This window comes from Stackebrandtia albiflava (genome assembly GCF_007994225.1).
Taxonomy (GTDB): Bacteria; Actinomycetota; Actinomycetes; order Mycobacteriales; family Micromonosporaceae; genus Stackebrandtia; species Stackebrandtia albiflava.
Genome location: NZ_VLLL01000005.1, coordinates 588272 through 614611, shown reverse-complemented (window position 1 = coordinate 614611; position 26340 = coordinate 588272). Strand labels below are relative to the sequence as shown.

Annotated in this window: 25 protein-coding genes and 1 pseudogene; 18 read left to right on the top strand and 8 right to left on the bottom strand. The window is 71.3% G+C overall.

Annotation, left to right across the window (positions count from 1 at the left end):
* Positions 1–104: 104 nt before the first annotated feature.
* The 7 genes from LX16_RS03740 to LX16_RS03710 all read left to right on the top strand — a co-directional run bounded on the left by LX16_RS03740 (position 105) and on the right by LX16_RS03710 (position 9085).
* Complete coding sequence (locus LX16_RS03740; protein WP_147133112.1) at positions 105–2588, top strand: PEP/pyruvate-binding domain-containing protein; 2484 nt, start codon at positions 105–107, stop codon at positions 2586–2588.
* A gap of 189 nt (positions 2589–2777) precedes the next feature.
* Positions 2778–3725: a DMT family transporter gene (locus LX16_RS03735; protein ID WP_147133109.1), complete on the top strand. Its 948-nt coding sequence runs from the start codon at positions 2778–2780 to the stop codon at positions 3723–3725.
* A 258-nt stretch (positions 3726–3983) separates the two neighbouring features.
* Positions 3984–5774 carry a serine hydrolase domain-containing protein gene (locus LX16_RS03730; RefSeq protein ID WP_147133106.1) on the top strand — a complete coding sequence of 597 codons (1791 nt, stop codon included), beginning with the start codon at positions 3984–3986 and terminating at the stop codon, positions 5772–5774.
* Positions 5775–5851: 77 nt separating this feature from the next.
* Complete coding sequence (locus LX16_RS03725) at positions 5852–6583, top strand: class I SAM-dependent methyltransferase (RefSeq protein WP_211354267.1); 732 nt, start codon at positions 5852–5854, stop codon at positions 6581–6583.
* 46 nt (positions 6584–6629) lie between these two features.
* Complete coding sequence (locus tag LX16_RS03720) at positions 6630–7565, top strand: EamA family transporter (RefSeq protein WP_147133103.1); 936 nt, start codon at positions 6630–6632, stop codon at positions 7563–7565.
* A 282-nt stretch (positions 7566–7847) separates the two neighbouring features.
* Positions 7848–8504 carry a DUF998 domain-containing protein gene (locus LX16_RS03715; protein ID WP_158645465.1) on the top strand — a complete coding sequence of 219 codons (657 nt, stop codon included), beginning with the start codon at positions 7848–7850 and terminating at the stop codon, positions 8502–8504.
* Positions 8505–8560: 56 nt separating this feature from the next.
* Entirely contained in the window at positions 8561–9085 is a 525-nt protein-coding gene (locus LX16_RS03710) for a hypothetical protein (protein ID WP_147133097.1), read from the top strand.
* Here the strand turns inward: LX16_RS03710 and LX16_RS03705 are convergent.
* Positions 9066–10010, bottom strand: a complete 945-nt coding sequence (locus LX16_RS03705; protein ID WP_147133095.1) for an aldo/keto reductase — start codon at positions 10008–10010, stop codon at positions 9066–9068. The genes LX16_RS03710 and LX16_RS03705 overlap by 20 nt on opposite strands.
* Before the next feature lie 131 nt (positions 10011–10141).
* Here LX16_RS03705 and LX16_RS03700 point away from each other — a divergent pair, with 131 nt between their 5' ends.
* Both LX16_RS03700 and LX16_RS03695 read left to right on the top strand, forming a co-directional pair.
* The gene (locus LX16_RS03700) at positions 10142–10498 is read left to right on the top strand and encodes an ArsR/SmtB family transcription factor (RefSeq protein ID WP_147133092.1); all 357 of its coding nucleotides are present in this window, start codon (positions 10142–10144) and stop codon (positions 10496–10498) included.
* A gap of 117 nt (positions 10499–10615) precedes the next feature.
* Positions 10616–11965 carry an MFS transporter gene (locus tag LX16_RS03695; RefSeq protein ID WP_147133089.1) on the top strand — a complete coding sequence of 450 codons (1350 nt, stop codon included), beginning with the start codon at positions 10616–10618 and terminating at the stop codon, positions 11963–11965.
* A 24-nt stretch (positions 11966–11989) separates the two neighbouring features.
* Here LX16_RS03695 and LX16_RS03690 read toward each other — a convergent pair whose 3' ends face one another.
* From LX16_RS03690 to LX16_RS03680, 3 genes are all read right to left on the bottom strand, one after another.
* Positions 11990–12607 (bottom strand): GNAT family N-acetyltransferase, encoded by a 618-nt coding sequence (locus LX16_RS03690; protein ID WP_147133086.1) that lies wholly within the window; start codon positions 12605–12607, stop codon positions 11990–11992.
* A 178-nt stretch (positions 12608–12785) separates the two neighbouring features.
* Entirely contained in the window at positions 12786–13223 is a 438-nt protein-coding gene (locus LX16_RS03685) for an ester cyclase (RefSeq protein WP_147133083.1), read from the bottom strand.
* 65 nt (positions 13224–13288) lie between these two features.
* Positions 13289–13660, bottom strand: a complete 372-nt coding sequence (locus tag LX16_RS03680) for a DoxX family protein (protein ID WP_147133081.1) — start codon at positions 13658–13660, stop codon at positions 13289–13291.
* A 163-nt stretch (positions 13661–13823) separates the two neighbouring features.
* On the opposite strand from LX16_RS03680, the gene sigJ reads away from it, so the two are divergent.
* The 3 genes and pseudogenes from sigJ to LX16_RS03665 all read left to right on the top strand — a co-directional run.
* Positions 13824–14786, top strand: coding sequence for an RNA polymerase sigma factor SigJ (gene sigJ / locus LX16_RS03675; protein ID WP_147133078.1), 963 nt, complete (start codon positions 13824–13826; stop codon positions 14784–14786).
* Between the two features lie 150 nt (positions 14787–14936).
* Positions 14937–16235, top strand: coding sequence for an MFS transporter (locus tag LX16_RS03670; protein WP_147133075.1), 1299 nt, complete (start codon positions 14937–14939; stop codon positions 16233–16235).
* A pseudogene (locus LX16_RS03665) lies at positions 16235–16774 on the top strand (nucleoside deaminase); the annotation flags it as partial. The gene LX16_RS03670 and the pseudogene LX16_RS03665, both read left to right, overlap by 1 nt.
* A 27-nt stretch (positions 16775–16801) precedes the next feature.
* On the opposite strand, the gene LX16_RS03660 reads toward LX16_RS03665, so the two are convergent.
* On the bottom strand, positions 16802–17374 hold the full coding sequence (locus tag LX16_RS03660; RefSeq protein ID WP_147133072.1) for a peptide deformylase: 573 nt from the start codon (positions 17372–17374) through the stop codon (positions 16802–16804).
* Between the two features lie 44 nt (positions 17375–17418).
* Here LX16_RS03660 and LX16_RS03655 point away from each other — a divergent pair, with 44 nt between their 5' ends.
* Positions 17419–18012, top strand: a complete 594-nt coding sequence (locus LX16_RS03655) for a PadR family transcriptional regulator (protein ID WP_147133069.1) — start codon at positions 17419–17421, stop codon at positions 18010–18012.
* A 6-nt stretch (positions 18013–18018) separates the two neighbouring features.
* Here the strand turns inward: LX16_RS03655 and LX16_RS03650 are convergent, their stop codons facing one another.
* The 3 genes from LX16_RS03650 to LX16_RS03640 all read right to left on the bottom strand — a co-directional run bounded on the left by LX16_RS03650 (position 18019) and on the right by LX16_RS03640 (position 21209).
* On the bottom strand, positions 18019–19215 hold the full coding sequence (locus LX16_RS03650; RefSeq protein WP_147133066.1) for a hypothetical protein: 1197 nt from the start codon (positions 19213–19215) through the stop codon (positions 18019–18021).
* 62 nt (positions 19216–19277) lie between these two features.
* The gene (locus LX16_RS03645) at positions 19278–20567 is read right to left on the bottom strand and encodes an MFS transporter (protein ID WP_147133063.1); all 1290 of its coding nucleotides are present in this window, start codon (positions 20565–20567) and stop codon (positions 19278–19280) included.
* 72 nt (positions 20568–20639) lie between these two features.
* Positions 20640–21209, bottom strand: coding sequence for a winged helix-turn-helix domain-containing protein (locus tag LX16_RS03640; RefSeq protein WP_158645464.1), 570 nt, complete (start codon positions 21207–21209; stop codon positions 20640–20642).
* 155 nt (positions 21210–21364) lie between these two features.
* Here LX16_RS03640 and LX16_RS27845 point away from each other — a divergent pair, with 155 nt between their 5' ends.
* The 5 genes from LX16_RS27845 to LX16_RS03620 are packed head-to-tail and all read left to right on the top strand — an operon-like array spanning position 21365 to position 26302.
* The gene (locus LX16_RS27845; RefSeq protein ID WP_280176789.1) at positions 21365–21493 is read left to right on the top strand and encodes a hypothetical protein; all 129 of its coding nucleotides are present in this window, start codon (positions 21365–21367) and stop codon (positions 21491–21493) included.
* A complete protein-coding gene (gene kdpF / locus LX16_RS03635) occupies positions 21490–21579 on the top strand; it encodes a K(+)-transporting ATPase subunit F (RefSeq protein WP_147133057.1) in 90 nt (29 codons plus the stop codon). The genes LX16_RS27845 and kdpF overlap by 4 nt, the downstream gene beginning before the upstream one ends.
* Complete coding sequence (kdpA, locus tag LX16_RS03630; protein WP_147133053.1) at positions 21579–23237, top strand: potassium-transporting ATPase subunit KdpA; 1659 nt, start codon at positions 21579–21581, stop codon at positions 23235–23237. Before kdpF ends, kdpA begins: the two co-directional genes overlap by 1 nt.
* Positions 23238–23246: 9 nt before the next feature.
* A complete protein-coding gene (kdpB, locus tag LX16_RS03625; RefSeq protein ID WP_147133050.1) occupies positions 23247–25373 on the top strand; it encodes a potassium-transporting ATPase subunit KdpB in 2127 nt (708 codons plus the stop codon).
* The gene (locus tag LX16_RS03620; protein ID WP_147133045.1) at positions 25370–26302 is read left to right on the top strand and encodes a potassium-transporting ATPase subunit C; all 933 of its coding nucleotides are present in this window, start codon (positions 25370–25372) and stop codon (positions 26300–26302) included. The genes kdpB and LX16_RS03620 overlap by 4 nt, the downstream gene beginning before the upstream one ends.
* The last annotated feature ends 38 nt before the right edge of the window (positions 26303–26340 follow it).

Below are 26340 nucleotides of genomic sequence, written 5' to 3'. Positions count from 1 at the left end.
GAGAGACGGCCTCCGCCAACGGGAGTCGACCGGTCCAGCCGCGCCGGCCGCACGGGGGTATCGTGGAATTCAACATCCGATGAGATATGTCGCAGGAGCCGGTCATGCCGCCTTTCGCCACCGCCCCGCACACCCTCCCCCTGACCGAGGCACGCGCCGACACCGCGCCGCTCACCGGCGGCAAGGCCGCGAACCTGGGTGAACTCCTGGCCGCCGGCGTACCGGTGCCGCCCGGTTTCGTGGTGACCACCACCGCCTACCGCGAAACCCTGCACCACAACGGGATCACCGTGACCGGCTTCGCGGACCCGGCGGCACTCCGCGCCGCCGTCGCCGCCGCGCGACCGTCCGCCGACGTCAGGGACGACATCCTGGCGGCGTACGCGGCGCTCGGCGGCGGACCCGTCGCGGTGCGGTCCTCCGGTACCGCCGAAGACCTGGCCGGGGCCGCCTTCGCCGGACAGCACGACAGCTTCCTCAACGTCGTCGGTGAGGAGGCGTTGATGGAGGCCGTCCTCGCCTGCTGGGCCTCGCTGTGGTCCGACCGGGTCACCGAGTACCGGCGCGAACGCGACGTGGACCCGACCGGACTGGCGATCGCCGTGGTGGTCCAACGGATGGTGCCCGCCGACGCCGCCGGGGTCATGTTCACCGCCGATCCGGTCACCGGCGAGCGCGGCCACACCGTCATCGACGCCAGCCCCGGCCTCGGAGAGGCCGTCGTGTCGGGGGCGGTCACACCCGACCACTACGTCGTGACCGGCAGGACCGGTCGCCTGCGGTCGTCGGTGCCCGGTCGGCGGGAGGTCGTGGTGCGTCCCCGTGCCGGAGGCGGTACCGAGGAGGTCGCCGGTGACCACGACGGCACCCCGGTACTCTCCCGGCGCCGGATCAGGCGGCTCACCGCGCTGGGCCGGCGGGTGCAGGAGCACTTCGGGGCGCCCCAGGACGTCGAGTGGACGCTGGTGGGCGACCGGTTCCAACTCGTCCAGGCCCGTCCGATCACCGCGCTGCCCGCCCCGCCGCGCCGGATCGGCCCGCGCCGCCGCGTCGGGCTCACCGTGTTCGGTGAACTCCTGCCGATCCGTCCGTATCCCATGGACGTCACCGCGTGGATCGCCGTGAACCTCGAAGGCGTCGCGGCGTTCGCGGCCAGCGCCGGAATCCGATTCCCACCGCTGCGCGACCTCCTGCACGAACGCGACGGCGTCGCCGTGTCGATCGACCCGCCCGCACCCGCTCTCTCCCCGTCGACGCCGTTCCGGTTGCTGCGCAACGCCGCACGTGGCGAGGAGTATCCACCGGAGGGACTGCGGGACGACCCCGCACTGCTGCGGTTCCTCGCGACGGTCGAGTCGGAACTCGCCCTCGATCTGACCACGGTGGACTACGCGGCGTTGGCCGACCGGATGCGGGCGGCTCTGCCGCTGTTCAACGAGATCATGCGGTTGCGCGGCCGGTTCCTGCCCCGCGGGCTCCTCGCCGCCGCGCGATTCCTCCTGACGTTGACACCGCTGGGCCTACGACGCCAGGGCATCGCCCTGATCTCGGGTGTCGAGACGAAGACCTCCGAGACCAACCGCGCCCTGGAGGAGCTCGCCCACCTGATCCGCACCGATCCCGCGCTGTCCGAACTGTTCCGGCGGGAACCCGTCGACCGGATACCGGATCTGCTGGACCGATCCGACGCCGGGCGCCGTCTACGCGACCGACTCGCCGACTTCCTGCGGCGGTACGGGCACCGCGAGTCGCTGCTGCTGTTCATCAGCCAACCCACCTGGCGCGACGATCCCGGCATCGTCCTGGCCATCCTCAAGGGGATGGCCGCCGGCGACGCGGTGACGGCGAACGGATCGGGGACCGCCGAGGCACGACGCGCGGTCTTCGGGCATCCGCTGGCGCGATGGCGTCCGTTCCGGCGGCTGTTGGAGCGGCAGGCACGACGGGCCGGGGACTTCGTACGTTTCCGAGAGGACACCCACTACTACGCCACGATGGCGATGCCCGTGATGCGGCGGGTCCTTCGCGAGTACGGCGACCGGCTGACGGCCGCCGGCGCGCTCGACTCACCGGCCCAGGTGTTCCACCTGCGGATGGAGGAACTGCACGACGCCTCCGGCGGCATGCCGGAACCGGCCGCGGTCCGCGAGCTCGTCGCCCGCCGCACCGCGCTGCGGGAACGACTCGCCGACACCCCGCTGTTCGACCGCCGTCTCCCGACGAGACGGCGGTCCGCCGACGCGGCGGTCTCCGGTGTCGGCGCGTCGGCGGGCACGGCGACCGGCCCGGTCAGGGTCGTCACCGGTCCCGACGGGTTCGACAGGCTGCGTCCCGGCGAGATCCTGGTGGCCCCGTACACGAATCCCGCGTGGACACCGCTGTTCGCCCGGGCGGCGGCGGTCGTGGTGGACACCGGCGCCGCCATGTCGCACGCCGCCATCGTCGCCCGCGAGTACGGCATCCCGGCGGTGCTCGGCGCCGCCGGTGCCACGCGGACGCTCCGCGACGGACAGCTCGTCACCGTCGACGGCGATCGCGGTGCGGTGTCGATCACCACGCCGACGGGGACGCCGCGCCCGCTGGGATAGGGTGGCCCCGATGTACCACTGGAACACGGATCTCGGCCCGCCGGCCGAATAGGGCGCCCGGAACGGGCCGCGACCGGTCCACCCCGGCCACTCGCGGGGACACCGACCGGTCGCCGGCCCCGCGCGCCCATCCGCCGGCCGTGGGGCGTTCCGCCCCGATCCGTCTTCCCACGACAGGGCTCACATCACATGTCCACAGACGTCTCGCTCTCGCGCTCCCACCACTCCACCCGCCGCACCGGATCGGGCGCCGCCCTGGTCCTGGCGGCCGGCCTGCTGTGGGGAACCACCGGTACCAGCGCCACCTTCGCCCCGCCGGGCACCTCACCTCTGGCGATCGGGGCCGCCACCATGGGTCTCGGCGGCCTGTTGCTGTTTCTGACCTGCGCGCGGCCCAGCCTGCGCGTCCTCACCGCCTCCCGCCGCCATCTGCGGCTCGCCGTGGCGGGAGCCGTCTGTGTGGCCGTGTACCCCCTGACGTTCTACACGTCGATGTCGATGGCCGGTGTCGCGATCGGCACGGTGGTGAGCATCGGCGCCTCTCCGGTGTTCGCGGCACTGTTCGAGTGGCTGGGTGACGGCACCCGCCTGTCCGGGCGCTGGGTCGTCGCCACCGCCGCGACCGTCCTCGGCTGCGGGCTGTTGGTCGGGGCGGGAGCCGAGACCCCCGCGGCGACCGGCCGGGTCCTGCCGGGGGTGCTGCTCGCACTGGTGGCCGCCGCCTCCTATGCCGGCTACACGTATCTGGCGACCCGCCTCATGCGACCGGGGCGGCCGTCCCGGTCCGTGATGGGCGCGATGTTCGGGCTGGGTGCGGTACTGCTGCTCCCGGTACTGGCGGTGACCTCGGGTGACCTCCTGACGTCCCGGGCGGGGTGGCTGGTGGTCGGCTACCTGGCCGTCGTGCCGATGTTCCTGGCGTACCTGTTGTTCGGCGCCGGGATCCGGCGGGTCGGGGCCAGCGCCGGAACCACGTTGAGCGTGTGCGAGACCGTGGTGGCGACCGTGCTCGGTGTGCTGGTGGTCGGCGAACGGCTCGGCCCGGTCTCGTGGGCCGGTGTCGCACTGGTCGTGGCGGGCCTGGCGACGTTGACGCTGCGGCTGGGCGCCTCCGGGCGGCACCGGCCGAAACGGTAGGGGAAACCCCCCTCGGATCGGGGGGTCTCGCCTACTGTGGAGCGCCTCGGTCGGGGGGGACACTGACAGCACGTCCCCTCCGGGTGCGTCCGCCGATCCGGCGGTGTCCACCCGGGTCGTCCATCGAGGAGTCCACCGTGTACCGCCGAATCGCGTCATGTGTCGTGATCCTGTTCGCGACCGCCCCTGGGCCTGATCGCGGTACCGGCCGCCGCAGAACCGGCGCCCGACTCCGAACCCACCGTGTCACCGCGAACGGTGACCGACTGGGTGACCGAGGCGTTGGCGGACGCCGACATACCGGGCGCGGCCGTGTCGGTGGTCCACGGCGGCGAGGAGGTCGTGTCGGCCGGGTACGGCGACGCCACCGTCGAGGGCGAGGCCGTCGATCCGGCCCGGACGGCCTTCTTCGCGGGCTCCACGGCCAAACTGTTCACCACCGCGGCGGTACTGCGGCTGGTGGAGGCGGGTGCGCTCGACCTGGACCGCGACGTGAACGACTACCTGACGTCGTTCCACATCCACGACACCCATTCCGGCAGGCCGGTCACCCTGAGACACCTGCTCACCCACACCGGCGGCTTCGACCCCGACTACGGCCTGTTCGGATCCGCCGACCCGGACCCGGCCCGGTTGCCGGATCTCGCGGAATCCCTGGCGGCCTGGCAGCCCGACCGGGTGAACCCGCCCGGGGAGGTGATCGCATACGACAACTACGGCGTCGCGCTGGCCGGACACATCGCCGCCGAGGCCGCCGGACTCGACTACCCGGCACTGGTGGAACGCGAGGTCTTCACCCCGCTGGGGATGTCGCACACCTCGGCCGCGCAACCCGCCCCGCCGGGCCTCGCCGCCACCACCGCCACCGGCCACCGTCCGGACGGCGCGGGCGGCCAGACCGTGGTACCGGCACTCGCCCACCCGTGGGCTCCGACCGGCCCCGGCCAACTCACCACCGCGACCGACATGGGGCGGTTCATGATCGACCAGCTCTCCGACGTGCCCGTCCTGGGAGACACCGCCACCACGGGCATGACGACAGGACAGTTCCGCACCCACCCCGACGCGCCGGGATTGACGTTCATGTACGAGGAGGGCACCACGGCGGGCCACCGCAGCCTGTTCAAGTCGGGTGACGTCCCGGGGTTCCATTCCGCCGTCACCCTGTTCCCGGAGGTGGAACTGGGCGTGTTCGTCGTGGTGAACGGCGACGGGAACGGCGACTTCGACATCCGGGGCCTCGCCGCCGCGGTGGCCTCGGCGATCCCCGCCCCCGACACCGGGGAGGCCGAGACGGTACGGGACACGGACTCCGGCCACCTCGCCGGCGACTACCTCTCCACCCGGCTTCCCGGTGACAGTGTGCTGCGCGCGCAGTTCCTCGGCTCCCCACCGGTGTCGGTCGTCGCGACCGGCGACGGCGGTCTGATCACCTCGGGTATCACCCTGTCGAGCAGGGCCGACGCCACCACCCAGCGGTGGCGTCCCATCGGACCCGACCTGTTTCAGGAGGTCGACGGCACCGCCACGATCGCGTTCGGACCCGACGGCGTGCTGACCGGCTCACTGGACCAGAGCCAGGTGTACCAGCGGGTGGGATGGTGGCGGTCGCCCGCCCTGCATCTGTGGCTGCTGCTGGGAGCCGGTCTGACGGGCGTGGTCGCGGCACTGTGGTTCCCGGTGGCCGCGTTGATCGCCCGGCGGCGCGGGGAACGCCATCCCATCGGGGCCCGGCTGGCGAGACTGTCGGCGACGGCGGCCGGTGTACTGGTCGGCTTGTTGCTGTACGGGTTCGCGTCGCTGACGGCCGACCCGGCGGCGGCCTCCGAGGCGATGGTCACCGGGGCGTTCTCGGTGAAGGTGTTGATGGTGATCGCGACGCTGGTCGGTGCCTTCGCGGTGGCCGTGGCGGGCTTCGCCGTGGCCGCCTGGTGCCGACGGTGGTGGCGGCCGGCCGGCAGGGCCGGTCTCACGATCGTGGCGGTCGCGCTGTCGATCACCGCCGCGGTGTTGTTCGAGTACGAGATGACCGGTCCCCCGTTCGTGTGAGGCCGCCGTCGACCTGTGACGTAGCCGACGCCCGGACGGGGTGGCGGCGGGGTCGAGGTGTCCGCGAGACTCTCGGGGTGACCGAGACCGGGTACGACTTCGCATGGCTGGCCGAGATGTACGAACCGCTCAACCCGTGGGGCGTGAGCGACGAGTTCTTCCTGTCCACCGTGATGTCCGCGGACCGGGTCCTGGACGCGGGGTGCGGCACCGGAGCCGTCCTGCGACGTGCCCGGGCGGCGGGCCACGGGGGACGCCTGTGCGGTTTCGACCCCGCCGAGGCGATGTTGCGTCGCGCCCGGGTACGCGACGACGTCGAATGGCACGTCTCGGACACCGCCTCGATCGGGTGGCGGTCGGAGTTCGATCTGGCGATCATGAGCAATCACGTCTTCCAGGAGTTGATCGAGGAGGCCGAGCTCACCGCGTCCCTCCGGGCGATCCGCGCGGCGTTGCGCACCGGGGGCCGCTTCGTCTTCGACACGCTCAATCCCGCCACTATGGCGTGGCGGTCGTGGACGCCGCGCAACGCCGTGACGGTGACGACGCCCGACGGTGACGAGGTGACGATCTCCCACGACGCCGGTGAGCCCGTCGACGGCGTCCTGTCGCTGGCCACCACGTTCCACCGGACGGGTTGGGAGGAGCCGCGCACCGTCGAGGGACGGTTGCGCTTCGTGGAGACCGGAGAACTCGCCGGGCTGCTGTCCGACGCGGGCCTGATCATCACCGAACAGTACGGCGACTTCGACCGTTCGCCGCTCACCCCGACGAGCCCGCAGATCATCACCGTCGCCGTGGCGGAGTGACCCGCACCGACTCGTCCCCTTCCCGCGCGTACGTCAGGAGCCGTCAATGCGCCGATCGGCATCGACCGGGGTGGTACTCATCCTGGCGGCGTCACTGTTCTTCGGAGTCTGCGGCCCGTTCGCGAAGTCCCTCATCGCGGCCGGGATGTCCGCCGTGGAGGTCACCTGGCTGCGGGTGACCGGCACCGGGCTGATCCTCATGGTCGCCGCGATCCCGGCCGCCCGCCGCATGATCGCGGAACGGCGCAGGCCGCCGCTGTTCCCGCTGATCGGTTTCGGTCTCACGGCGATCGCGGGAGTGCAGTTGTTCTACTTCCTGGCGGTGGCGAGGCTTCCGGTCGGTGTCGCGTTGCTGCTGGAGTTCACGGGTCCGATCCTGGTCGTGGCGTGGATCCGGTGGATCCGGCGTGTCCGGTTGCCGCACACCGCCGTCGCCGGGGCGCTGCTGAGCCTGGCCGGTCTGGCGTTCGTCGTGGAGGTCTGGGCGGGTCTCCGGCTCGACACCCTGGGGCTGTTGGCGGGTGCCGCCGCGGCGGCGTGCCAGGCCGGGTACTTCCTCGCCGGGGAACGGCTGACCGCGCAGGTCGGGACGCCGGTGCTGTTGGCCGCCGGTTTCGGAGTGGGGATTCTGGCCCTCGCCCCGTTCGCGCAGCCGTGGCGGACCGACTGGTCGTTGCTGGACGGTGGTGTCGCGATGGCCGGTTGGTCACCGCCCGGCTGGGTCGTACTGGCCGCACTCGTGGTCAGTACCGCGTCGGCCTACGCGTGCGGGCTCCCGGCGTTGCGGATGTTGTCGGCGGCGGTCGCCGGTGGGATGGCGTACACCGAGGTGGTGGTCGCCGCCGTCGCGGCGTGGATCCTGTTGGGCGAGCGGTTGACCGGTTGGCAGATGTTCGGCGGGTTGCTGGTGGTGGCCGGTGTGTTCACCGCGCAGCGGGCCGTCGCGACGCGCGAACCCGATCCGGTGCGGGCCGCCGGTTGACCGGAGCCCCGGGTGGCGGTCGTGGCTCGGATGCCGATCCCCACCACCCCGGTACGCCGGGGCCGGGTCCGGGGTGGTTGGAGTCCGCCCGACGACTCGGCCCGACCGGTCGTCACAGTGATCCGGCACGGCGCAGGGTGGCCGGGGTCTCATCCGCCGAATGGGCGGGCGCGTCCCCGGTTGGCTAGATTCGTTGCGTCCCCTCTGTGTCGACAGGAGGCTCCACTGTCCACTTCGATCGCCGAAAGCCCCGGTCTGGACCGCTCGGTCCGCACGACGCGCATGCTCGCACTGGTCGGTCTGTGGTCTGTCGTGGCGTCGGTCCTGGTCATCGCGGCACTGGACGCGTGGACGTGGAACTGGCCGCGTAGTCCCGTCACCCGCACCATCAGCGAGTACGCGCAGGGACCGCTCGCCTGGCCGTTCCATCTCGCCGTCCTGGCGCTCGCCTTCGGTTCGCTGGCGGTCGGGACCGCCATGGTCAGGCAGCGTCTCGCGCACCGGATGTCCGGCGGCCTGCTGGCCCTGGGCCTGTGGAGCGCCGGCCTGGTACTCGTGGTGGTGTTCGAGAAGCACGACTGGTCACAGGGTCCGTCCACTTCGGGTTACATCCATCAACTGTCGAGCCTGACGGCGTTCATCGCCCTGCCCGTCGCGGGGGTGCTGCTGGCACGGCCGTGGCGCGGGGACGACCGGTGGCGGACGTGGGCGCGACGCACCGGGGGGCTCGCACTGGTGAGCATGCTGTGGTTCGTCCCGATCGTCGGTGCGGTGTTCATCAGCGTCGCCACCGACCTCGCGTGGTGGCGGATCGTGCCCCTGGGTCTCGCCGAACGGCTGCTGACCCTCACGGAGGTCCTGGTGGTCCTGGCCCTAGGAGGGTGGACGCTCGCCGCCGCCGTACCCGAGGCCGTGGAGAACACGACGGCCGAGAACTGAACCGGACCTCGACGTCAAGGCTTTCCCGACGGTGACACGCCGTCATACACTGGGCCATGCCCCGTGAGCCGGAATCCGTTCCGTCCCGGCGTGGCCGGACGTCCGGCCGCCGCTCCGACCCGTACCCCGGCAGGGCGTGGTTCGGCGTCGCCGGGCTGTTCCTGGCCGGTGCCGTCGTGTTGTCGTGGACGATGGCGCCGATGCTGTTCGCGGCCGTCACGCGGGTTCTCGACCCCGCCTCCGCCACCGCGACGGTGACCGCCGAACGGCTCGTGACGCTGCCGGCCACCATGACGGCCGTGGAACGCGAGGTGCGGGAGGTGCGGGCCGAGTTCGATCACGCCGGTGACCGGCATGCCGTATGGCTCCGTGACTCCGACACGCCGGTCGGCGGCGTTCTCACCGTCCACTTCACCGCCGGTGATCCCACCGACGCGGACACCGTCGCGCCGTGGCCGAGACTGTGGGGTTCGCTCGTCGTGCTCCCCGTTCCCGCACTGTTGCTCTATTGGGGGTTGCGCGCGTCGGCGCACCGCCGGAGAGGCGGTGCGCCACGGGCGGTCAGCGACGGACCGGCATGATCTCGTCGATCTCGTCGAGCTGGTCGTCGGTGGGGATCCAGTCGCCGGCGGCGGCGTTGGCCTTGACCTGCTCCGGCTTGGTGGCTCCGGCGATCACCGATCCGCAACCGGGCTGGGCGGCCAGACCCCCGATGGCCACGTCGAGGATCGAGACGCCGTTCTTCTCGGCCCACGCGATCAGGGACTCGACCCGATCGAGCTTGTCCTCGGTGATGTAACCCTCGCGGGTGGCCAGTCGCGACCCCTCCGGTGGTTCGGCGCCGCGCCGCACCTTGCCGGTCAACAGGCCGTTGGCCAACGGGAAGTACGGCAGCACACCGAGTCCGTACTCCAGCGAGGCGGGGACCACTTCGGTCTCGGCGTCGCGTTCCAGCAGTGACCAGTGGTTCTGCGCCGAGATGAACGGTGTGGCACCGAGTTCGGCGGCCACGTGGTCGGCCTGCGCGATCTGCCAACCGGTGAAGTTGGAGTGCCCGATGTAGCGGACCTTGCCCTCCAGTACCAGCTCGTGCAGTGCCGCCAGGGTCTCCGCGATCGGAGTCTCCGGGTCGGGCGTGTGGATCTGGTAGAGGTCGATGTGGTCGGTGTCGAGCCGGCGGAGCGATGCCTCCACGGCGCGGCGGATGTAGGCGCGGCCGCCCTTGGCGCCGGCTGCCGGTCCGTATCCCATGTCGTAGCTGTGGTGGCCGAACTTGGTCGCCAGCACGACCTGGTCGCGGCGGCCCTTCAAGGCCTTGCCCAGCAACACCTCCGATTCACTGCCGCCGTAGATGTCGGCGGTGTCGAACAGCGTGATGCCCTCCTCGATGGCCGCGTCCACGACCCGCGTGGTCGCGTCGAGGTCCAGGCGGCCTCCGAAGTTGTTGCAGCCCAGACCGACGACCGACACCTGCAGACCCGAGTTTCCCAGTGCTTGATAACGCATGCCGCCGACCGTACCCGACGTACCGGGACCGCCCCGGTATCCCGGTCACCGACGAGGTGAACACCTTCGTCCCCTCCCGCCCCGCGTCCGCCTCGTCCCGGGTGAGGTGGGGAGCCGCCTACGATGGAGCCATGTCTGATCGCGAACGTGTGGCATCTGCCGACGCGCCGCATCCGCCACCGGGTGGCGAGCAGTTGGCGGTGGCGGCGGGGGTGTTCGCGTTGCTGGCCGATCAGACCCGGTTGCACGTGTTGTGGCTGCTGGCGGGTGGCGAGGCCGACGTCTCCGAGTTGACCGAGGCCAGTGGTGCGGCGCGTCCGGCGGTGAGTCAGCATCTGGCGAAGTTGCGGTTGGCGGGCCTGGTCCGCTCGCGAAAGGACGGTCGGCGGGCGGTGTACTCGTTGCGGGACGGGCATCTGCGCCGACTCGTGGTCGAGGCGCTCAACCACGCCGATCACCAGGTGACGGGTGAGTCCTGGCACGCCTGATCGACGCCCGGTCCGTTCGCGTACGAACATCCATACTCGATGTGTGCGCAATTGCGCACACGTAAGGTACGGTAAGCGGGTCCTCGATCCCCGTGTCCGTGAGGGAATGCCGCCCCGATGTGGGATGTGTTGCGTAATCGCGCCTACCGCCGCCTGTTCACGGCTCAGGTGATCGCGCTACTGGGTACCGGCCTGGCGACCGTGGCGCTCGGCCTACTGGCCTACGATCTCGCCGCCGGTGACGCGTCGGCGGTACTGGGTACCGCGTTGGCCATCAAGATGGTCGCCTACGTGGTGATCGCGCCGGTCGTGACCGCACTGGCCGACCGCGTTCCCCGGCGCGCCCTCCTGGTGGCCATGGATCTGGCCCGGGCGGGGGTGGTGTCGGCATTGCCGCTGGTGGAACAGGTGTGGCAGGTGTATGTGTTGGTCTTCGTGCTGCAGGCGGCCTCCGCCACGTTCACACCCGCGTTCCAGGCGACCGTCCCGCAGATCCTCCCGCACCGGGACGACTACACCAGGGCGCTGTCCCTGTCACGGCTGGCATACGACCTGGAAAGCCTCGTCAGCCCCGTCCTGGCCGCGGGCCTGCTGGCGCTGGTCCCCTACGGCCGATTGTTCACCGGCACCGGCATCGGATTCGTCGCCTCGGCACTCCTGGTCGCCTCGGTCGTGATCCCCAGGCCGGAGGTGGTGGAGCGGCCCGGCGGCGTATTCGCCAGGACCACGTACGGCCTCCGGTTGTACCTGGCGACGCCGCGACTGCGCGCCCTACTCGCGTGGCACATGGCGGTGGCCGCCGCCGGTGCCGTGGTCGTCGTCGACACCGTGGGACTCGTCCGCGACCACCTGCGGGGCGACGACACCGACGTCGCCGTCACCTTGGGCGCCTACGGCGCAGGGTCCATGGTCGTCGCGTTGCTCCTGCCTCGGATTCCCGAGAACCGGACCGACCGGCGACTCCTTCCCGGGGCTGCGTTCGGTCTCGCGGCGACACTGCTCGTGCTGACCGTGGGCCTGGCGTTCGGCGCGTGGTCGCGGCCGACACTGGCGGCACTGTGGACTCTGCTGGGCGCGTTCACCGCCGTCGTCCTCACCTCGGCGGGCCGACTCGTCCGGCGGTCGGCGGCACCGGCGGACCTGCCCGCCGCCTTCGCCGCACAGTTCTCACTGTCCCACGCCTGCTGGCTGATCACGTACCCGGTCGTGGGGTGGCTTGCCGCCACGTCCTCGACGATCGCGGCGGCGACCGCAACCGGCATCGCCGCCGCCGCCGCGATCACCGCCGCGGTCCTGCAACCCGCCGAAGACCCCCCGGCACTCGCCCACACCCACGTCGACCTGTCGGCCGACGACCCACATCTCGCCGACGCCCACCCCACCGCCCACGGCCACCGGCACACCCATGACTACGTCATCGACCACCGCCACCGGCGGTGGCCGAAACCGGCGGCGAACCGATCGTGACCACCCCCGCCGGGCACGCCGCCGCTACGGAATACCCGGATCGGCGTTCCAGCTCGGGGGGCCGGGCTCGGGCGCCGACGACGGTTCGGTGCGCGACACCGCCTCCCAGTCGGGCCGCAGCAGTCCGTAGAGGATGGAGTCCCGCCACGCGCCGTTGGTGAAGACGTGGTCCCGGATGCGTCCCTCGGGAACGAAACCGGCCTTGGCCGCGACCCGCATGGAGGCGAGGTTGTCGGGCCCGATCGCGACACTGACCCGATGGAGCCCCAAGGCGCCGAAGGCGAAGCCGAGCGCCTGCCTCACCGCTTCGGTGGCGTAGCCCCGGCCCTGGCAGCTCGCCGCGATCGCGTACCCCAGTTTCGCGGCCCGCACCCCCGACAGTCCCAACCGCACGAAGCCGACCGGGTCGGTTCCCCGTTCCGGCACATCGACTGCGAAGTAGTGCTCGACCCGTGAGTCGCCGTCCCGTGCCGCGGCCTCGATCGCGCCCACCACCAGGGCGTGGGCCGCCTCCGGTGGTCTCGCGTCGAACGAGAGCCACCGGGTCACTCGCGGGTCCCCGATGACGCGGGCGATGCCCGCCACGTCGGTCTCGACGAACTCCCGCAGCACGACCGCGCCGTTCCGGTGGTCTCGCGTCATGATTCACCCTCCGTCCAAGCAGCCGTCTCGACGCCGGCCGCGAGGGCGGACGCCCCCTCCATGTTCGCCCCCTCCCGGGGGCTCGCGGGGTTCTCCGGTCGTACTCAACGCCGCGGGGCCGGTTCGGAGCGCGGCGGCTCCCGCCGCACCGGGATCCCCGATGCGGCGGGAGTCGTCGTCACGGTGAGGGGATCGCGCCGAGTTGCCGGAGTTGGGAGTAGACGTCGACGACTCCCCAGATCTCCGCGATCCGGTCACCGGCCAGCCGGACGATGAAGATCTCCTCGTACTCGACCGACCTGCCGGTGGGCGCGATGCCCCGGTACTCGCCACGGTGGGTCGCGGTGACCGTGTTCCGGAAGACCATCCTGTCTCCCTCACCGATCACGTCCTGGACCTCGACGCGGATGTCGGGGAAGGCGCGCAACAGCATCTGCCAGACCCGTTTCACCGCCACCGATGCGGGCACGTCCGTCGGCACCGGGGTGTGGAACACCGCGTCCGGCGTGAACGCCTCGTCCACGGCCCGCTCGATGGAGTCGAGGTCGCCGCTGCTGCCGGCCTCCTGGAACAGGCGGTAGAGGGCGCGTCTGGCGGCCCCGTTCTCTGTCGACATGGGATTCTCCTTTGATCATGGTGGATAGGACTTCGCGGGCGCCGGTACCCGGTCGCCGTCGCCGGTCACTGCGGGAACGGCCCGAAGCGGAGCGCCGCGACCACTGCGGTGAGGACGGCGAGTACGGCGGGCACCGCGGCCTGTGCCCGCTCGCCGCGTCGGAGGTGGGTGACGACCGCGCCGGCCATCAACACCGCCAGTCCCGCCGCCGCGACCGCGCCGAGGTGCCGGATGTCGATCACGGCGGGCAGGACGAGCCCGACGGCGCCCGCGGTCTCCGCCAGGCCGATGCACTTGATCGACGCCGGTGGGAAGTCCGCCGCCCACCGATAGCCGGCGGCGACGAGCCGTTGCGGGGAGCTGACGAGCTTCACGGTGCCGGAGGCGAGGAACCCCAGGGCGAGTACGGCGGTGACCGACCAGATCACGATGTCCATCACGTCCTCCTCTCGTCGGTTGGTCGTCGTCGGGATCACGACGCTTCGAGGGACACCCGTACGACGAGACGGCGGCCCGGACTGTCAGGCGGCGTGCGTCACCTGACGGTTCCGTGGGGTGTTTCGTCGTAGAAGGTGAACCGATGAGGAGGACGACGACACGATGACCGAGGGAGACGCCCGGAGCGTGCCGGGCCGCGACGCCGATCCGGACACCGTCATGGGCGAGCGGCGGCACCTGATGAACCTGGCCTACCGGTTGCTGGGTTCACTCGCCGAGGCCGAGGACGCCGTTCAGGAGACCTTCACCCGCTGGTACGCCATGCCGTCGCACCGGCGCGACGGGATCCGGTCGCCCGGTGCCTGGCTGACCACCGTGGCGGGCCGCATCTGCCTCGATCAGCTCGGTTCGGCGCGGGTGCGCAGGGAGCGGTACGTCGGTGAGTGGATCCCCGAGCCCCTGCCGGACGCCGCGGGGCTGGGCGCCACCGGGGAACGGATCGGCGACGCCGCCGATCCGGCCGACCGGGTGACCCTGGACGAGTCCGTGACGATGGCGTTCCTCGTCACGCTCGAATCGATGACCCCGGCGGAACGGGTCTCGTTGATCCTCCACGACGTCTACGGGTACACCTTTCCGGAGGTCGCCGGCATCGTGGGACGGACTCCGGCGGCGTGCCGCCAGTTGGCGTCGTCGGCCCGGCGGCGGGCTCGCGCACGCGAGCGGCCACCGACGCCGCCCGCCCGGCAGTCGGAGACGGTGCGGGCGTTCAGGAGGGCGTGGCGGTCTCAAGACCTCGACGCCCTCCTCGGAGTCCTCGACCCCGATGCCGAGGCGGTGGCGGACGGAGGCGGTGTCACCCCCGCCGCGGCTTCTCCGATCCGGGGGGCGGAGGCCGTCGCCCGGCACTATGCCGCCATCGCCGCGGCGATGCCCGCGGGCGTGGAGGTACGCGAGTGCCCGGTCAACGGCGGTCCGGGGCTGGCGATGCGTTTCCGAGGGGTCACCGTGACGGTGTTCGCGTTCGACGTCGTGGGGGACCGGATCCGGCACATCTGGGCGGTGCGCAATCCCGACAAGCTCCGCCGTTGGCCGGTCGCGCCCGAGGACCCTCCCACGGTCTGAGAGGCGGATGGTCGGCGGTGTCACCGCCGGGGATCGGCGCGGCGGCGGCGCCGAGTTATTGGTATACCATTCCGCGGGCGGCCGCCTCACTTCGGCCGCCGGGGCCTCCCCCGGGCTCCGTCACCACCCGCCGAAGGAGCCGAGACACCGGTGCGGCACGCCGACGAGTCCCCCCACCCCGCCACCCGCCGCCCCGGGGCGACCGACGTGTTCGCCTCCCTGCGGGGCAACCGGCCGTTCCGCAGGCTGTGGTTCTCGAACCTGTTCTTCTTCGGCGGCGCCTGGACACAGACCCTCGTCTTCGGGTGGCTCGTGTACGAGACGACCCGTTCGGAGTTCCTGGTCGCGGCGTTCACCTCGGTGCGCCTGGCGCCGATGCTGCTGGGGCCCCTCACCGGCGCACTCGCCGACCGGTACGACCGGGTGAACCTGCTGTTGACCACCTGCGGCTGGGCGGCCGCCGCCCTGGGGGCCGCAGCCACTCTGGCCACACTGGACATGCTGCCGTACTGGGCACTGCTGATCGCCGGGCTGGCGATCGGAATGGCGCAGTCCCCGTCGCAACCCGCGCGTGCGTCACTGGTCCTGGACCTGGTGGGCCGGGAACGGCTCAGCAACGCCAACGCCCTCAACTCGATGGCCATCAACATGACCCAGATCGTCGGGCCGGCGTTCGGCGGCGCCATGATCTCCGCGCTCGGCGCTCCGGCGGCGCTGTGGATCTCCACCGGCTGGTACGTGGTGTCGTTCCTGCTGTTGCTCCCGTTGCGTGGACAGGGCCGGCGGGAACGTCCGGCCGCCCCACCCAAGGCGGCGCACCGCATGGTGATCGACGGTTTCCGCAGTATCGGCCGCAATCGGCTCGCGGTGGCGGTCCTGGCGGTCACGCTCGCCGCCAACACCCTGATCTGGCCGGTGTTCCAGTCGTTCATGCCGGTGTTCGCGGAGGAGTCGCTCCGGCTCGACGCGGCGGGGCTCGGTGCGCTGTTGACCTGTTGCGGCCTGGGCGGGCTCGTCGGGTCACTCGTCATCGCGGGCCTGGGTGACTTCCGGTTCAAGGGTGCGCTGTTCATCGGCGGGACCGCCGCGTGGGGGGCCACCTGGTCGCTGTTCGCCCTGTCGCAGAACGTGCCGCTGTCGTTCCTGCTGGCCGGGCTCATCGGACTGTTCAGTGCCGCGTTCGGGGTCCTGCAGACGACGCTGCTGTTGATGACCACCGAGCCGGCCGTCCACGGCCGCGCGTTGGGCCTCCAGGAACTCGCGATCGGCGTGATGCCGTTGAGCACCGTCGTCCTCGGTGCGATCGCGGAGTCGGTCGGTGTCGTGGCCACCACGGTCACGGCGGGGGTGCTGCTGGTGGTGGCCCTCGCGGCACTGGCGGTCCGGGTTCCCGCGCTCGGCCGGTACAGCGGGCGCGAGAACACCGCCACGCCGGTGCGTGCCGCCTGATGCCGGCCCGATCGCCTCGGAGGCCCTCTAGGCTCACGGTCGTGCGAAAACCGAGTGGATCCGAGTTGACCGACACCGACCTGCGACACCTACGGCGATGTGTGGCGCTGGCGCGGGAGGCCCTGGAGGCCGGAGACGAGCCGTTCGGCTCGCTCCTGGTCGACGCGGCGGGAACCGTCCGGTTCGAGGACCGCAACCGGGTCGGCGCCGGTGACGCCACCCGCCACCCGGAGTTCTCGATCGCACGCTGGGCCGCCGCGCACATGTCCGAGCCGGAGCGCCGGGCGTCCACCGTGTACACCTCGGGCGAACACTGTCCGATGTGCAGCGCCGCCCACGCCTGGGTGGGGTTGGGACCGGTCGTCTACGCGGTGTCCGCCGCACAACTCACCGAGTGGCTGCGGAACTGGGGTGTGGCGGCCGGACCGGTGAACCCGCTTCCGGTGACCGCGGTGGCCCCGCTGCTCCACACCCGGGGTCCGGCGGAGGAACTGACGGCGCCGGTCCGGGCGCTGCACGCCCGCCGGTTCGGGATCACCGACTTAGAGCTCCGGTCGGTCGGTCGGTCACCAGCCGAACGGATCGGCGTCCCGGCCGGGGAGCCAACTGTTGCCCGGTTCCGTCCACCGGCGGCGTTTGATCATCTTGCGGGCGGCGCGCTCGTACCGTCCCACGAGCCTGTCGAGGTAGAGCAGGCCCGACAGGTGGTCGACCTCGTGCTGGAAACAGCGGGCCAGATATCCCGTGCCGGTGACGGTGACCGGTCGGCCCTCCACGTCCACACCGGTCACCCGGGCCCAGTCGGCTCGCCGCGTCGGGAAGTTCTCCCCCGGCACCGAAAGACACCCCTCGATGTCGTCGTCGGGGTCCGGCATCTCGCGTGAGGGCGGCTCCTTCAACTCGATCTGCGGGTTGACGACGTAGCCGCGGTGAGTCCCGTTGTCATCGGTCAGGTCGTACACGAACACCGCGCGCGGGTCGCCGACCTGGTTGGCGGCCAGCCCGGCGCCGTTGGCGGCCGTGTTGGTCTCGAACAGATCCTCGACGAACTGCGCGAGATCGGCGTCGAACTCGGTCACGGGCACCGCGGGCGTGGCCAGGCGGGGGTCGCCGGCGATGAGAATGGGTTTGATACTCACGCCACGAGAGTACTCAAAAGCGAGTAGTCGGGTAAAACTGGTGTATGAATCCCACCCGGTTGTTCATCCTCGGCGCCCTCTCCAAACGCGGACCCATGCACGGCCACCAGCTCCGCCGCGACGCCAGACTGGACCGGGCCGAACTGTGGTCGCAGGTGAAACCGGGTTCGCTGTACGGCGCGCTGCACCGGTTGGAGGCCGAGGGACTCATCCGGCCGCTGCGCACCGAACGCGACGGCGCGCTTCCCGCGAGGACCGTCTACGAGATCACCCCCGAGGGCGACCGGGAGTTGAAGGCGCTGCGGGACGAGGCGTTGAGCGACGTGGGGATCCGGCCCGATCCCTTCGACCTGGCGCTGGCCGTCAGCGGAGACCTGCCACCCGAACTGCTGCGCGGCTACCTGTTGGACCGGATAGCCGCACTCCGGGCGCACGCCTCCCGTTTCGACCACGAACGGGACCGGCGCTGGCCGGACCAGAGCCCCACCGACGACCTCATCGTCGAGCACGCCACCATGCGCGTCCACACCGAGATCGCCTGGCACGAGAAGGTCCTGGCCACCGTCGAACGCCTGGCCGGCACCGCGCACCGGGAGACCGGGGACACCCCGCGACCGGAGGCGACGTCGACGGACTGAGCATGGTCAGTCGGCGTACTCCGCGGCCTCCGAGCCGGGAACGCCGCCCCCCATCGTCCTCACGTCACCGGCGACGGTGAACGTGACCGAGCCGTCGTGGTAGGCGTCGTCGACCGAGACCGAGACCAGCACGGGGCCGGGCTCGCCGGTCTCCGGGTCGGGGGTCTCCCGGGACACGTGTACCGACGTCGAGGCCGGCGACGTGATCCCCGTGAGGCGCCGGGTCTCTGCCGCGAGGTCGGGGACACCGGAGAAGTCCACATCGGATGCGTCGAACAGCACCGACCCGAGGTCCTCGGGCTGGATCGTCGACGGCCCCTCCCGTTCCGCGTCGCCGTACCGGTACATGAAGTCGTCGACCGTCGTCGCGCCGGGCGCGGTCGGGGCGGTCGCGAACACCATGCCGTCGTCGAAGAAGTGCAGTTCCACGAACAGGTCGCCGCCGGCCGCCGCCGCCAACGCCTCCACCGCCTCACCCTGGCGGTCGCCGTACACGAAGTCGTCGTAGTCGACGTCCGCGCCGAGGGCGGCCACCGCGCGGCCCGCCTCGGCCGCGTGAGGTCCCACGACCATCGCCAGTCCGGAGAGGAACACCACCGCGTACGCCGCGATCCGCCACGGCCGTCCCCGTCGCCCGAGCGGGATCAACGGACGCCGAGCACCCGGCCCGGGGACCGAGGTGTAGTCGGCGGGCCGTTCCGGCACCCGGGCGGCGGGTGGAATGCGGTCGGCGCCGTCCATCACGGCCGCCGCTCCGGCGTCGGGTTCACGGACCACCCACACCTCGGGACGCTCCCGCGACCGGCGCGCCACCGCAACGACCGCGCCCGGCTGGAACGCGGGCAGTTCCACCGGATCGAGGAGGAGTCTGGTGGTGGTGCGGTAGGCGTCCTCGCCGGGCGGGGCGACCGTCACCGAGAGCTCGCACATCGGCCGGTCGTTCACCGTCAGGCCCGTCCGGGTGATCCGGTCGACGCGGGCGGGGGCGCCACCGTTGCGGCGCAACAGTTCGGCAAGCTCGGCGGATCCCGGGACCGCGGTGCCGCGAAGGCTCCTCCCCACCACCACCAGGCTGCCCGAGAGGATCACCAGTGTCAGGGACACTCCCCACAACCAGCTCACACCCGGGTCTCCGGTGAGAGACCCGTAACCGACCGACCCGACCAACAGACCCGCGGACAACGCGACGAGCAACCTCAGCACGAGGGCAATCTAGACCGCGCACAAATCGGTTTGGGCGGCGGAGCGGCTCGCGTCGACACACGTCACATCGCCGACGCCGCCGACCGTTCGGCCTCTCGCCGCGCCCGGTGACGCGGGGCGGCGAACAGGACCGCCGAGCACGACAGCGCCACGCCCGACAACAGCAGCGCCCCCGGGATGGACCACATCGTCACCAACCACGGCAGCAGCAGTGAACTGACCGCGCCACCGCCCTGCAACAGCAACGACTGGATGGACACCACGGTGGCCCGTTCCGACGCGGTCACCTCACGGTGGATCAGCTCCGACTGGACCGGGCCACGCATTCCACCCGCCAGGAAGAACACCAGGTAACACCCGGCGATCAACCCGACTCCCGGCATCCCGACGACCCACTCGGTGAGGAAGAGCAGCGCCATCCCCGCGCCACCGGCCGCCGTTCCCACCACGGCCGTCCGGTGCGGGTCGCCGAAGAGCCGGGTGACGGCCGGGCTCGACATCGCGCCGGCCGCCGAGGCGGCGAATCCGATCGCGGTGATGACGCCGTACACCGCGGCCGCCTCGGCACCGTCGCCCGTCAACTCCGCGAGCCGGACCGGGGTCAGGATCTCGACCGCGTTGAGTGCGAAACCGAGGACCGCGAAGGTCATGAGCAGCCGGGCCAGTGCGGAACTCCGGAACCCGAGCCGCAGTCCCGCCGCGATCGTGCGGGGGACGTCCCGAAGCAGCGCCGCCGGCCGGGGCGGTGCGGTGTCTCGCGGTGCCTCGGCCATACCGCGCCACACCGCGGCCAGCAGCGCGAGGTAGCACACCGCCGACAGCAGCATCGGTGCCGCGAGCGGTGGCACGGCGGCGTCGGCGGGGACGACGAGCGGGACGGCGCCGCCCAGCAGGGTTCCGCAGCCCAGGCTCAGCCCCATCGCCGTCTGCCCGTGGGCCAGGCCGCGCCGGATGTCGCCGTCCCGGTCGGCGGCCTGGACCGCGTCGACGTACCAGGCTTCGGCGGGACCCGAGGACAGCGCCCGGGAGGCGCCCCGGAGCACGACGACCGCGACGAACTCCCACGGCCGGGTGGCCACGGCCAGCCAACAGAAACCCGCGAGCCCGAGGATCGCCGAGGCGATCAACACCCCGCGCCGCCCGATGACGTCGGCCAGTCCACCGGTGGGGAGTTCGAGGACCGTCACCACGACGCTCTGCAGCACCATGATCAGTCCGATGGTGGCCAGGTCGATGCCCCGGAACGTCATCAGCAACATCATCGGGGCCATTCCGATGCCCAGCGGCAGCCAGGTCAACGCCGTGACGAGGACGAACCGGCGTGAGAGCGCGGCGGGGTCGGCGACGGGCATGAGGAGTCCTGTTCTTCGCGGCCGCCGGCGTGGGCACCGGATCGTCGGGCCCGGGCGGTGGAGGCGATGTGGTCAGTAACGGGTGTCGCGGACCGGGAAGGCCGCCAGGTAGATCCGGACGATCTCGGCGTCCTCGGAGGTCGCGGTGTCGTCGGCGTACGAGTCGACGAGCTCCTTGAACCTCCGGCGCAACTCCGCGGCGGCCTCCGGGCGCAGCCTGACCGCGTAGTCGGAGTGGCCCGAGGCGTCGTCCCAGTCGGGGCCCCACTCGGCCCGTTCGGACTCGAACCGTTCGGTCGCGGCGACCACGTTGTCCAACTGCCGCCGCCGCATGAACCGGGCGGCCTCCGAACCGACCGGGTCGTCGTCGAAGTCCCGGTTACGCCACGCGGTGTAGTCGTGGCGTGCCCGCCAGCGGCGGTCGCGTGCGTTGGGCTGCTCCGGGTCCTCCTCGATGAAGTCGTGTGCGGCGAGCACCCTCAGGTGGTAGCTGGTGCTGCCGGAACTCTCGTCGAACCGGCGCCCGAGCTCGCTCGCGGTCTGCGGCCCGTCGGTGCGCAGTGAGCCGAGGAGCCTGACCCGCAGCGGGTGGGCGAGGGCCTTGAGCGTCTGCGGGTCGGCGACCCGTCTCACCGATTTCACGTGATCGAGCCTAATACCGCAAACAGATTTTTGCAAACATCTCTTTGCAGTCGGTGCAGACACCTCGCCGTCAACAAGCCGTCAAGACGGCCCACGCCCCCGTACCCGCCCCGTCAGGAAGCTTGTCGGTCCCCGCTCCCCGGAATTGACTCGCCGTGAGCCGCCGGATCGCGGCGGACCGACACCCACGAGGAGAACACATGCCCGACATCGCCCATCTCGCCTTGACCGTCGCGCTGTTCGCGGTCCTGGCCGCCGCGGTCAAGGCGGTGGAGAAGCTGTGACCGTCGTCAACGTCGTCGGCGGCGTCATCGCCGCCGGTCTGGTGGTGCTGCTCGTGGCGGCCCTGATCCGGCCGGAGCGGTTCTGATGGCCGCCGGACTCCCCACCCTCGGATTCGTCGCGATCCTCATCGCGGCACTCGTCCTGGCCTGCCGCCCACTGGGCGACCACATCCACCGCGTCACCACCCGCGAGCGACACCTCGCGGTGGAACGCGGCCTGTACCGGCTCATCGGAGTGCGGCCCGACACCGAACAGACCTGGGCCGGATACGCCCGCAGCGTCCTGGCCTTCTCGGCGGTCGGAGTCGTCGCGCTGTTCGGTCTGCAACGCCTCCAACACCTCCTCCCCGGCGACAAGGGCTTCGACGCCGTCGACCCCGCGGTGGCGTGGAACACCGCCGTCAGTTTCGTCACCAACACCAACTGGCAGTCCTACTCCGGTGAGTCCACGATGGGACACCTGGTCCAGACCGCCGGACTGGCGGTGCAGAACTTCCTGTCGGCCGCGGTGGGAATCGCGGTCGCCCTGGTGCTGGTACGGGGCTTCGCACGCCGCACCACCGACCGGCTCGGCAACTTCTGGGTCGACGTGACCCGGGTGACCCTGTGGGTCCTGCTGCCGTTGAGCGTGATCGGCGCGATCGTCCTGATCGCCGGTGGCGCCGTACAGAACCTCACCGACACCGTGACCGCCGCCGGCGTCACGGGAGACCCGCAGCAGATCACCGGCGGAGCCGTCGCCAGCCAGGAGGCGATCAAGAACCTCGGCACCAACGGCGGCGGCTACCACAACGTCAACTCCGCGCATCCCTTCGAGAACCCGACGAACTGGACGAACCTGGTCCAGGTCCTGCTCATCCTGATGATCCCGTTCTCGATGCCGCGGGTCTTCGGACGGATGGTCGGCAACCCCGCACAGGGCCGCGCGATCCTGGCGGTGATGGCGGGCCTGGCGCTGCTGAGCACCACCGCCGTCGTCCTGCTGGAACTCGCCGGTCCGGGAACGGTCCCCACCGCGCTCGGCTCCTCGATGGAGGGCCGCGACGTCCGGTTCGGAGTGGGCGACTCGGCGGTCTTCGCCGCCGCGACCACACTGACCTCCACCGGATCGGTCAACTCCTTCCACGACTCGTACTCCGCGGGCGGTGGCGGGATGCTGATCCTCAACATGGCCGTCGGAGAGGTCGCTCCCGGCGGGGTCGGGTCCGGGCTGTACGGCATGCTGGTGCTGGCCGTGATCACGGTGTTCGTGGCCGGTCTCATGGTCGGCCGCACCCCCGAGTACCTCGGGAAGAAGATCGGCGCCCGGCAGATCAAACTCGCGTCGCTGTACTTCCTGACGACCCCGGCGATCCTGCTGCTCGCCCTGGCGACGACGATCGCCGTCCCCGGTAACCACGCGGCCATCCAGGAGTCCGGCCCGCACGGCTGGTCGGAACTGCTGTACGCGTTCACCTCCGCGAGCAACAACAACGGTTCGGCCTTCGCGGGGCTGGGCGCCGACACCCCGTGGCTCAACACGGTGCTGGGGATCTGCATGCTGCTGGGCAGGTTCCTGCCGATGATCCTGGTACTGGCCCTGGCCGGGTCGCTCGCCACGGCACGTTCCGTCCCGGCGACCTCCGGCACCTTCCCCACCACCACACCCCTCTTCGTGGGAATGGTCGGCGCCGTGACGATCGTCCTCGTCGCCCTGACCTTCCTGCCCGTCCTGGCGCTCGGCCCACTGGCCGAGGCCCTCTAGGGAGTATCGATGTCTCCATCCACCACGGTCGCCGCATCCGGCGTCCTCGACCCGCGGCAGTGGCGTGACGCGGCCCCCTCGGCGTTCCGCAAACTCAATCCGTTGTCGCTGTGGCGGAATCCCGTCATGTTCATCGTGGAACTCGGCGCGGCGTTCACGACCGTACTGGCGGTGGCCGATCCCTCGGTCTTCGCGTGGGTGATCACCGTCTGGCTGTGGCTGACGGTGGGTTTCGCCGCCCTCGCCGAGGCCATCGCGGAGGGACGTGGCAAGGCGCAGGCGGCCGGCCTCCGCAGGACCCGCACCGAGACCACGGCGCACCGGCTCACCACGGACGCGGCCGGGTTCACCGGGCCGGACGGCGCACCCGTCGAGGAGGTGCCCGCCACCGCACTGCGGAACGGCGACCTCGTCCTGGTCGAGGCGGGACAGGTCATCCCCGCCGACGGCGACGTCGTGATCGGTATCGCCAGCGTCGACGAGTCGGCCATCACCGGCGAGTCCGCGCCGGTTATCCGGGAGTCCGGCGGTGACCGCAGCGCCGTGACCGGCGGAACCCGCGTGTTGTCGGACTGGGTGGTCGTCGAGGTGACCGCCGAGTCGGGGAAGGGCTTCATGGACCGGATGATCGCCCTGGTAGAGGGCGCCTCACGGCAGCGCACCCCCAACGAGATCGCCCTGAACATCCTGCTGGCCGCGATGACGATCGTCTTCCTCCTCGCGGTGGTGACGATCCAACCGGCCGCGATCTACGCCAAGGCGGCGTCACCCGCCCTCGACAACGGGGTGCTGGACGCCGGCGGAGTCACCGGGATCGTACTGGTGTCGCTACTGGTGTGCCTGATCCCCACCACGATCGGGGCGCTGTTGTCGGCGATCGGCATCGCCGGCATGGACCGGTTGGTGCAGCGCAACGTACTGGCGATGTCCGGCCGCGCCGTGGAGGCCGCCGGGGATGTCGACACGCTGCTGCTCGACAAGACCGGCACCGTCACCCACGGCAACCGCCGCGCCTCGGCGTTCCTGCCGCTGCCGGGCGTGGCCGGCCGGGAACTGGCGGAGGCGGCGCTGTCGGCGAGCCTGGCCGACGAGACCCCGGAGGGGCGCTCCATCGTGGACTTCGCGCGCGAGGCGTACGGTGTGGTGCCACCGGAGTCGTCGGGTGTCACGCCGGTGCCGTTCACGGCGCAGTCGCGGATGAGCGGTGTCGACGTGGTCTCCCCCGACGGCGTCACGACCGGCGTCAGGAAGGGCGCGGCCGCCGCGATGACGGCGTGGACGGCGGCCGGAGGCGGCGACGTCGATCCGCGGGTACCGGAACTGGTGGGCCGGATCAGCGACGAGGGCGGCACGCCGTTGCTCGTCGCGGTCTGCACCGGCGACGAACCGGCGAGGGTACTGGGCGTCGTACACCTGAAGGACGTCGTCAAGGACGGCATGACCGAGCGGTTCGACACCCTGCGCGCCATGGGGATCCGCACCGTCATGGTGACCGGCGACAACCCCCGCACCGCGGCGGCCATCGCCGCCGAGGCGGGCGTGGACGACTTCATCGCCGAAGCCACCCCGGAGGACAAGCTGGAGCTGATCCGCGCCGAGCAGCGCCGGGGAAGGCTCGTCGCCATGACCGGAGACGGCACCAACGACGCGCCGGCCCTGGCGCAGGCCGACGTGGGCCTGGCGATGAACACCGGGACCTCGGCCGCCAAGGAGGCCGGGAACATGGTGGACCTCGACTCCGACCCGACCAAACTCATCGAGATAGTCGCGATCGGCAAGCAGCTCCTGATGACCCGGGGCGCGCTGACCACGTTCTCCATCGCCAACGACATCGCGAAGTACTTCGCGATCATCCCCGCGATCTTCGCCGTGGTCCACCCCGGCCTGGACGCGCTCAACATCATGCGGCTGTCGAGCCCGGAGTCGGCGATCATATCGGCGGTCGTCTTCAACGCGTTGATCATCATCGCGTTGGTCCCGTTGGCGCTGCGCGGTGTGCGGTATCGGCCCGCCACCGCGGTCTCGATGCTGCGCCGCAACCTGTTCGTGTACGGCCTGGGCGGTGTCGTCGCGCCGTTCCTCGGCATCAAGGCCATCGACCTGCTCGTCTCTCTCATCCCCGGGATCACCTCATGAAACGTGGCGCGTTCTCCTCACACCTGGCGGCGCTGCGCGCGCTGCTGGCCATGACCGTCGTGCTCGGCGTCGCCTACCCGCTCGGCGTCACGCTCGTCGCCCAACTCCCCGGGCTGCGTGACAACGCGGCCGGCTCGTTGATCACCGACGCCGACGGCGAGGTCGTCGGTTCGGAACTGATCGGACAGTCGTTCACCGACGCGGCGGGCGAGCCGATCGTGACGTACTTCCAGTCCCGGCCGTCCATGGCGGCCGACGACACCGGGGCACCCTACGACCCCACCGCGACCGCGGCGTCGAACCTCGGCCCCGAGCACGTCGTCGACACGCTGCCCGACCCGGAGCTCGGCTGGGAGGGCGACGAGAACGCCTCGATGAGCCTGCTCACCCGGGTGTGCTCTCGCAGTTTCGAGGTGGGGCGGCTGGAGAACGTCGACGGTTCCCGACCCTACTGCGCCGAGAGCGGCGGCTCCGCCGTCGGCGCGGTGCTGGGCGTGTACCACTCCGAAGGCGTCCGCGGCACCGTGACGCGGGTCGTCAGCCTCAACGAGTCCTGCGACACGGTCACCGAGCCGTTCATCACGGAGTACCGGGGCGTCACCGTCGAGTGCGCCGTCTACGGCGAAGACCACTCCGGCGCGGTGCCGGTGCCGGTGGCGGGGGACGCACCCGCCGATCCGGTGGTGCCGGCCGACGCGGTCGCCGCCTCCGCCTCCGGTCTCGACCCGCACATCAGCGTCGAGTACGCCCGGCTCCAGGCCCCCCGGGTCGCGGCCGAACGCGGCGTCCCCGAGGGGGTGGTGAACGCGCTGATCGACGCCCACACCACCGGCCGGTCCCTGTGGGTACTGGGGGATCCGGGCGTCAACGTCGTCACGTTGAACCTGGCACTGGATCGTGACCACCCGGTCACATCGGCGGGCCGATGACCGCCGAACCCGGCGGAGACGCCGGGCGGCGGCGCATC

Bases quoted from the DNA above. Each gene is read 5' to 3' on its own strand.
- LX16_RS03655 (WP_147133069.1), top strand. From the start codon at position 17,419: ATGAATCCCACCCGGTTGTTCATCCTCGGCGCCCTCTCCAAACGCGGA.
- LX16_RS03690 (WP_147133086.1), bottom strand. From the start codon at position 12,607: ATGACGCGAGACCACCGGAACGGCGCGGTCGTGCTGCGGGAGTTCGTC.
- kdpB (WP_147133050.1), top strand. From the start codon at position 23,247: ATGTCTCCATCCACCACGGTCGCCGCATCCGGCGTCCTCGACCCGCGG.
- LX16_RS03620 (WP_147133045.1), top strand. From the start codon at position 25,370: ATGAAACGTGGCGCGTTCTCCTCACACCTGGCGGCGCTGCGCGCGCTG.
- LX16_RS03735 (WP_147133109.1), top strand. From the start codon at position 2,778: ATGTCCACAGACGTCTCGCTCTCGCGCTCCCACCACTCCACCCGCCGC.
- LX16_RS03715 (WP_158645465.1), top strand. From the start codon at position 7,848: ATGCTCGCACTGGTCGGTCTGTGGTCTGTCGTGGCGTCGGTCCTGGTC.
- LX16_RS03720 (WP_147133103.1), top strand. From the start codon at position 6,630: ATGCGCCGATCGGCATCGACCGGGGTGGTACTCATCCTGGCGGCGTCA.
- LX16_RS03705 (WP_147133095.1), bottom strand. From the start codon at position 10,010: ATGCGTTATCAAGCACTGGGAAACTCGGGTCTGCAGGTGTCGGTCGTC.
- LX16_RS03695 (WP_147133089.1), top strand. From the start codon at position 10,616: ATGTGGGATGTGTTGCGTAATCGCGCCTACCGCCGCCTGTTCACGGCT.
- sigJ (WP_147133078.1), top strand. From the start codon at position 13,824: ATGACCGAGGGAGACGCCCGGAGCGTGCCGGGCCGCGACGCCGATCCG.
- LX16_RS03645 (WP_147133063.1), bottom strand. From the start codon at position 20,567: ATGCCCGTCGCCGACCCCGCCGCGCTCTCACGCCGGTTCGTCCTCGTC.
- LX16_RS03685 (WP_147133083.1), bottom strand. From the start codon at position 13,223: ATGTCGACAGAGAACGGGGCCGCCAGACGCGCCCTCTACCGCCTGTTC.
- LX16_RS03740 (WP_147133112.1), top strand. From the start codon at position 105: ATGCCGCCTTTCGCCACCGCCCCGCACACCCTCCCCCTGACCGAGGCA.
- LX16_RS03700 (WP_147133092.1), top strand. From the start codon at position 10,142: ATGTCTGATCGCGAACGTGTGGCATCTGCCGACGCGCCGCATCCGCCA.
- LX16_RS03680 (WP_147133081.1), bottom strand. From the start codon at position 13,660: ATGGACATCGTGATCTGGTCGGTCACCGCCGTACTCGCCCTGGGGTTC.
- LX16_RS03710 (WP_147133097.1), top strand. From the start codon at position 8,561: ATGCCCCGTGAGCCGGAATCCGTTCCGTCCCGGCGTGGCCGGACGTCC.
- kdpA (WP_147133053.1), top strand. From the start codon at position 21,579: ATGGCCGCCGGACTCCCCACCCTCGGATTCGTCGCGATCCTCATCGCG.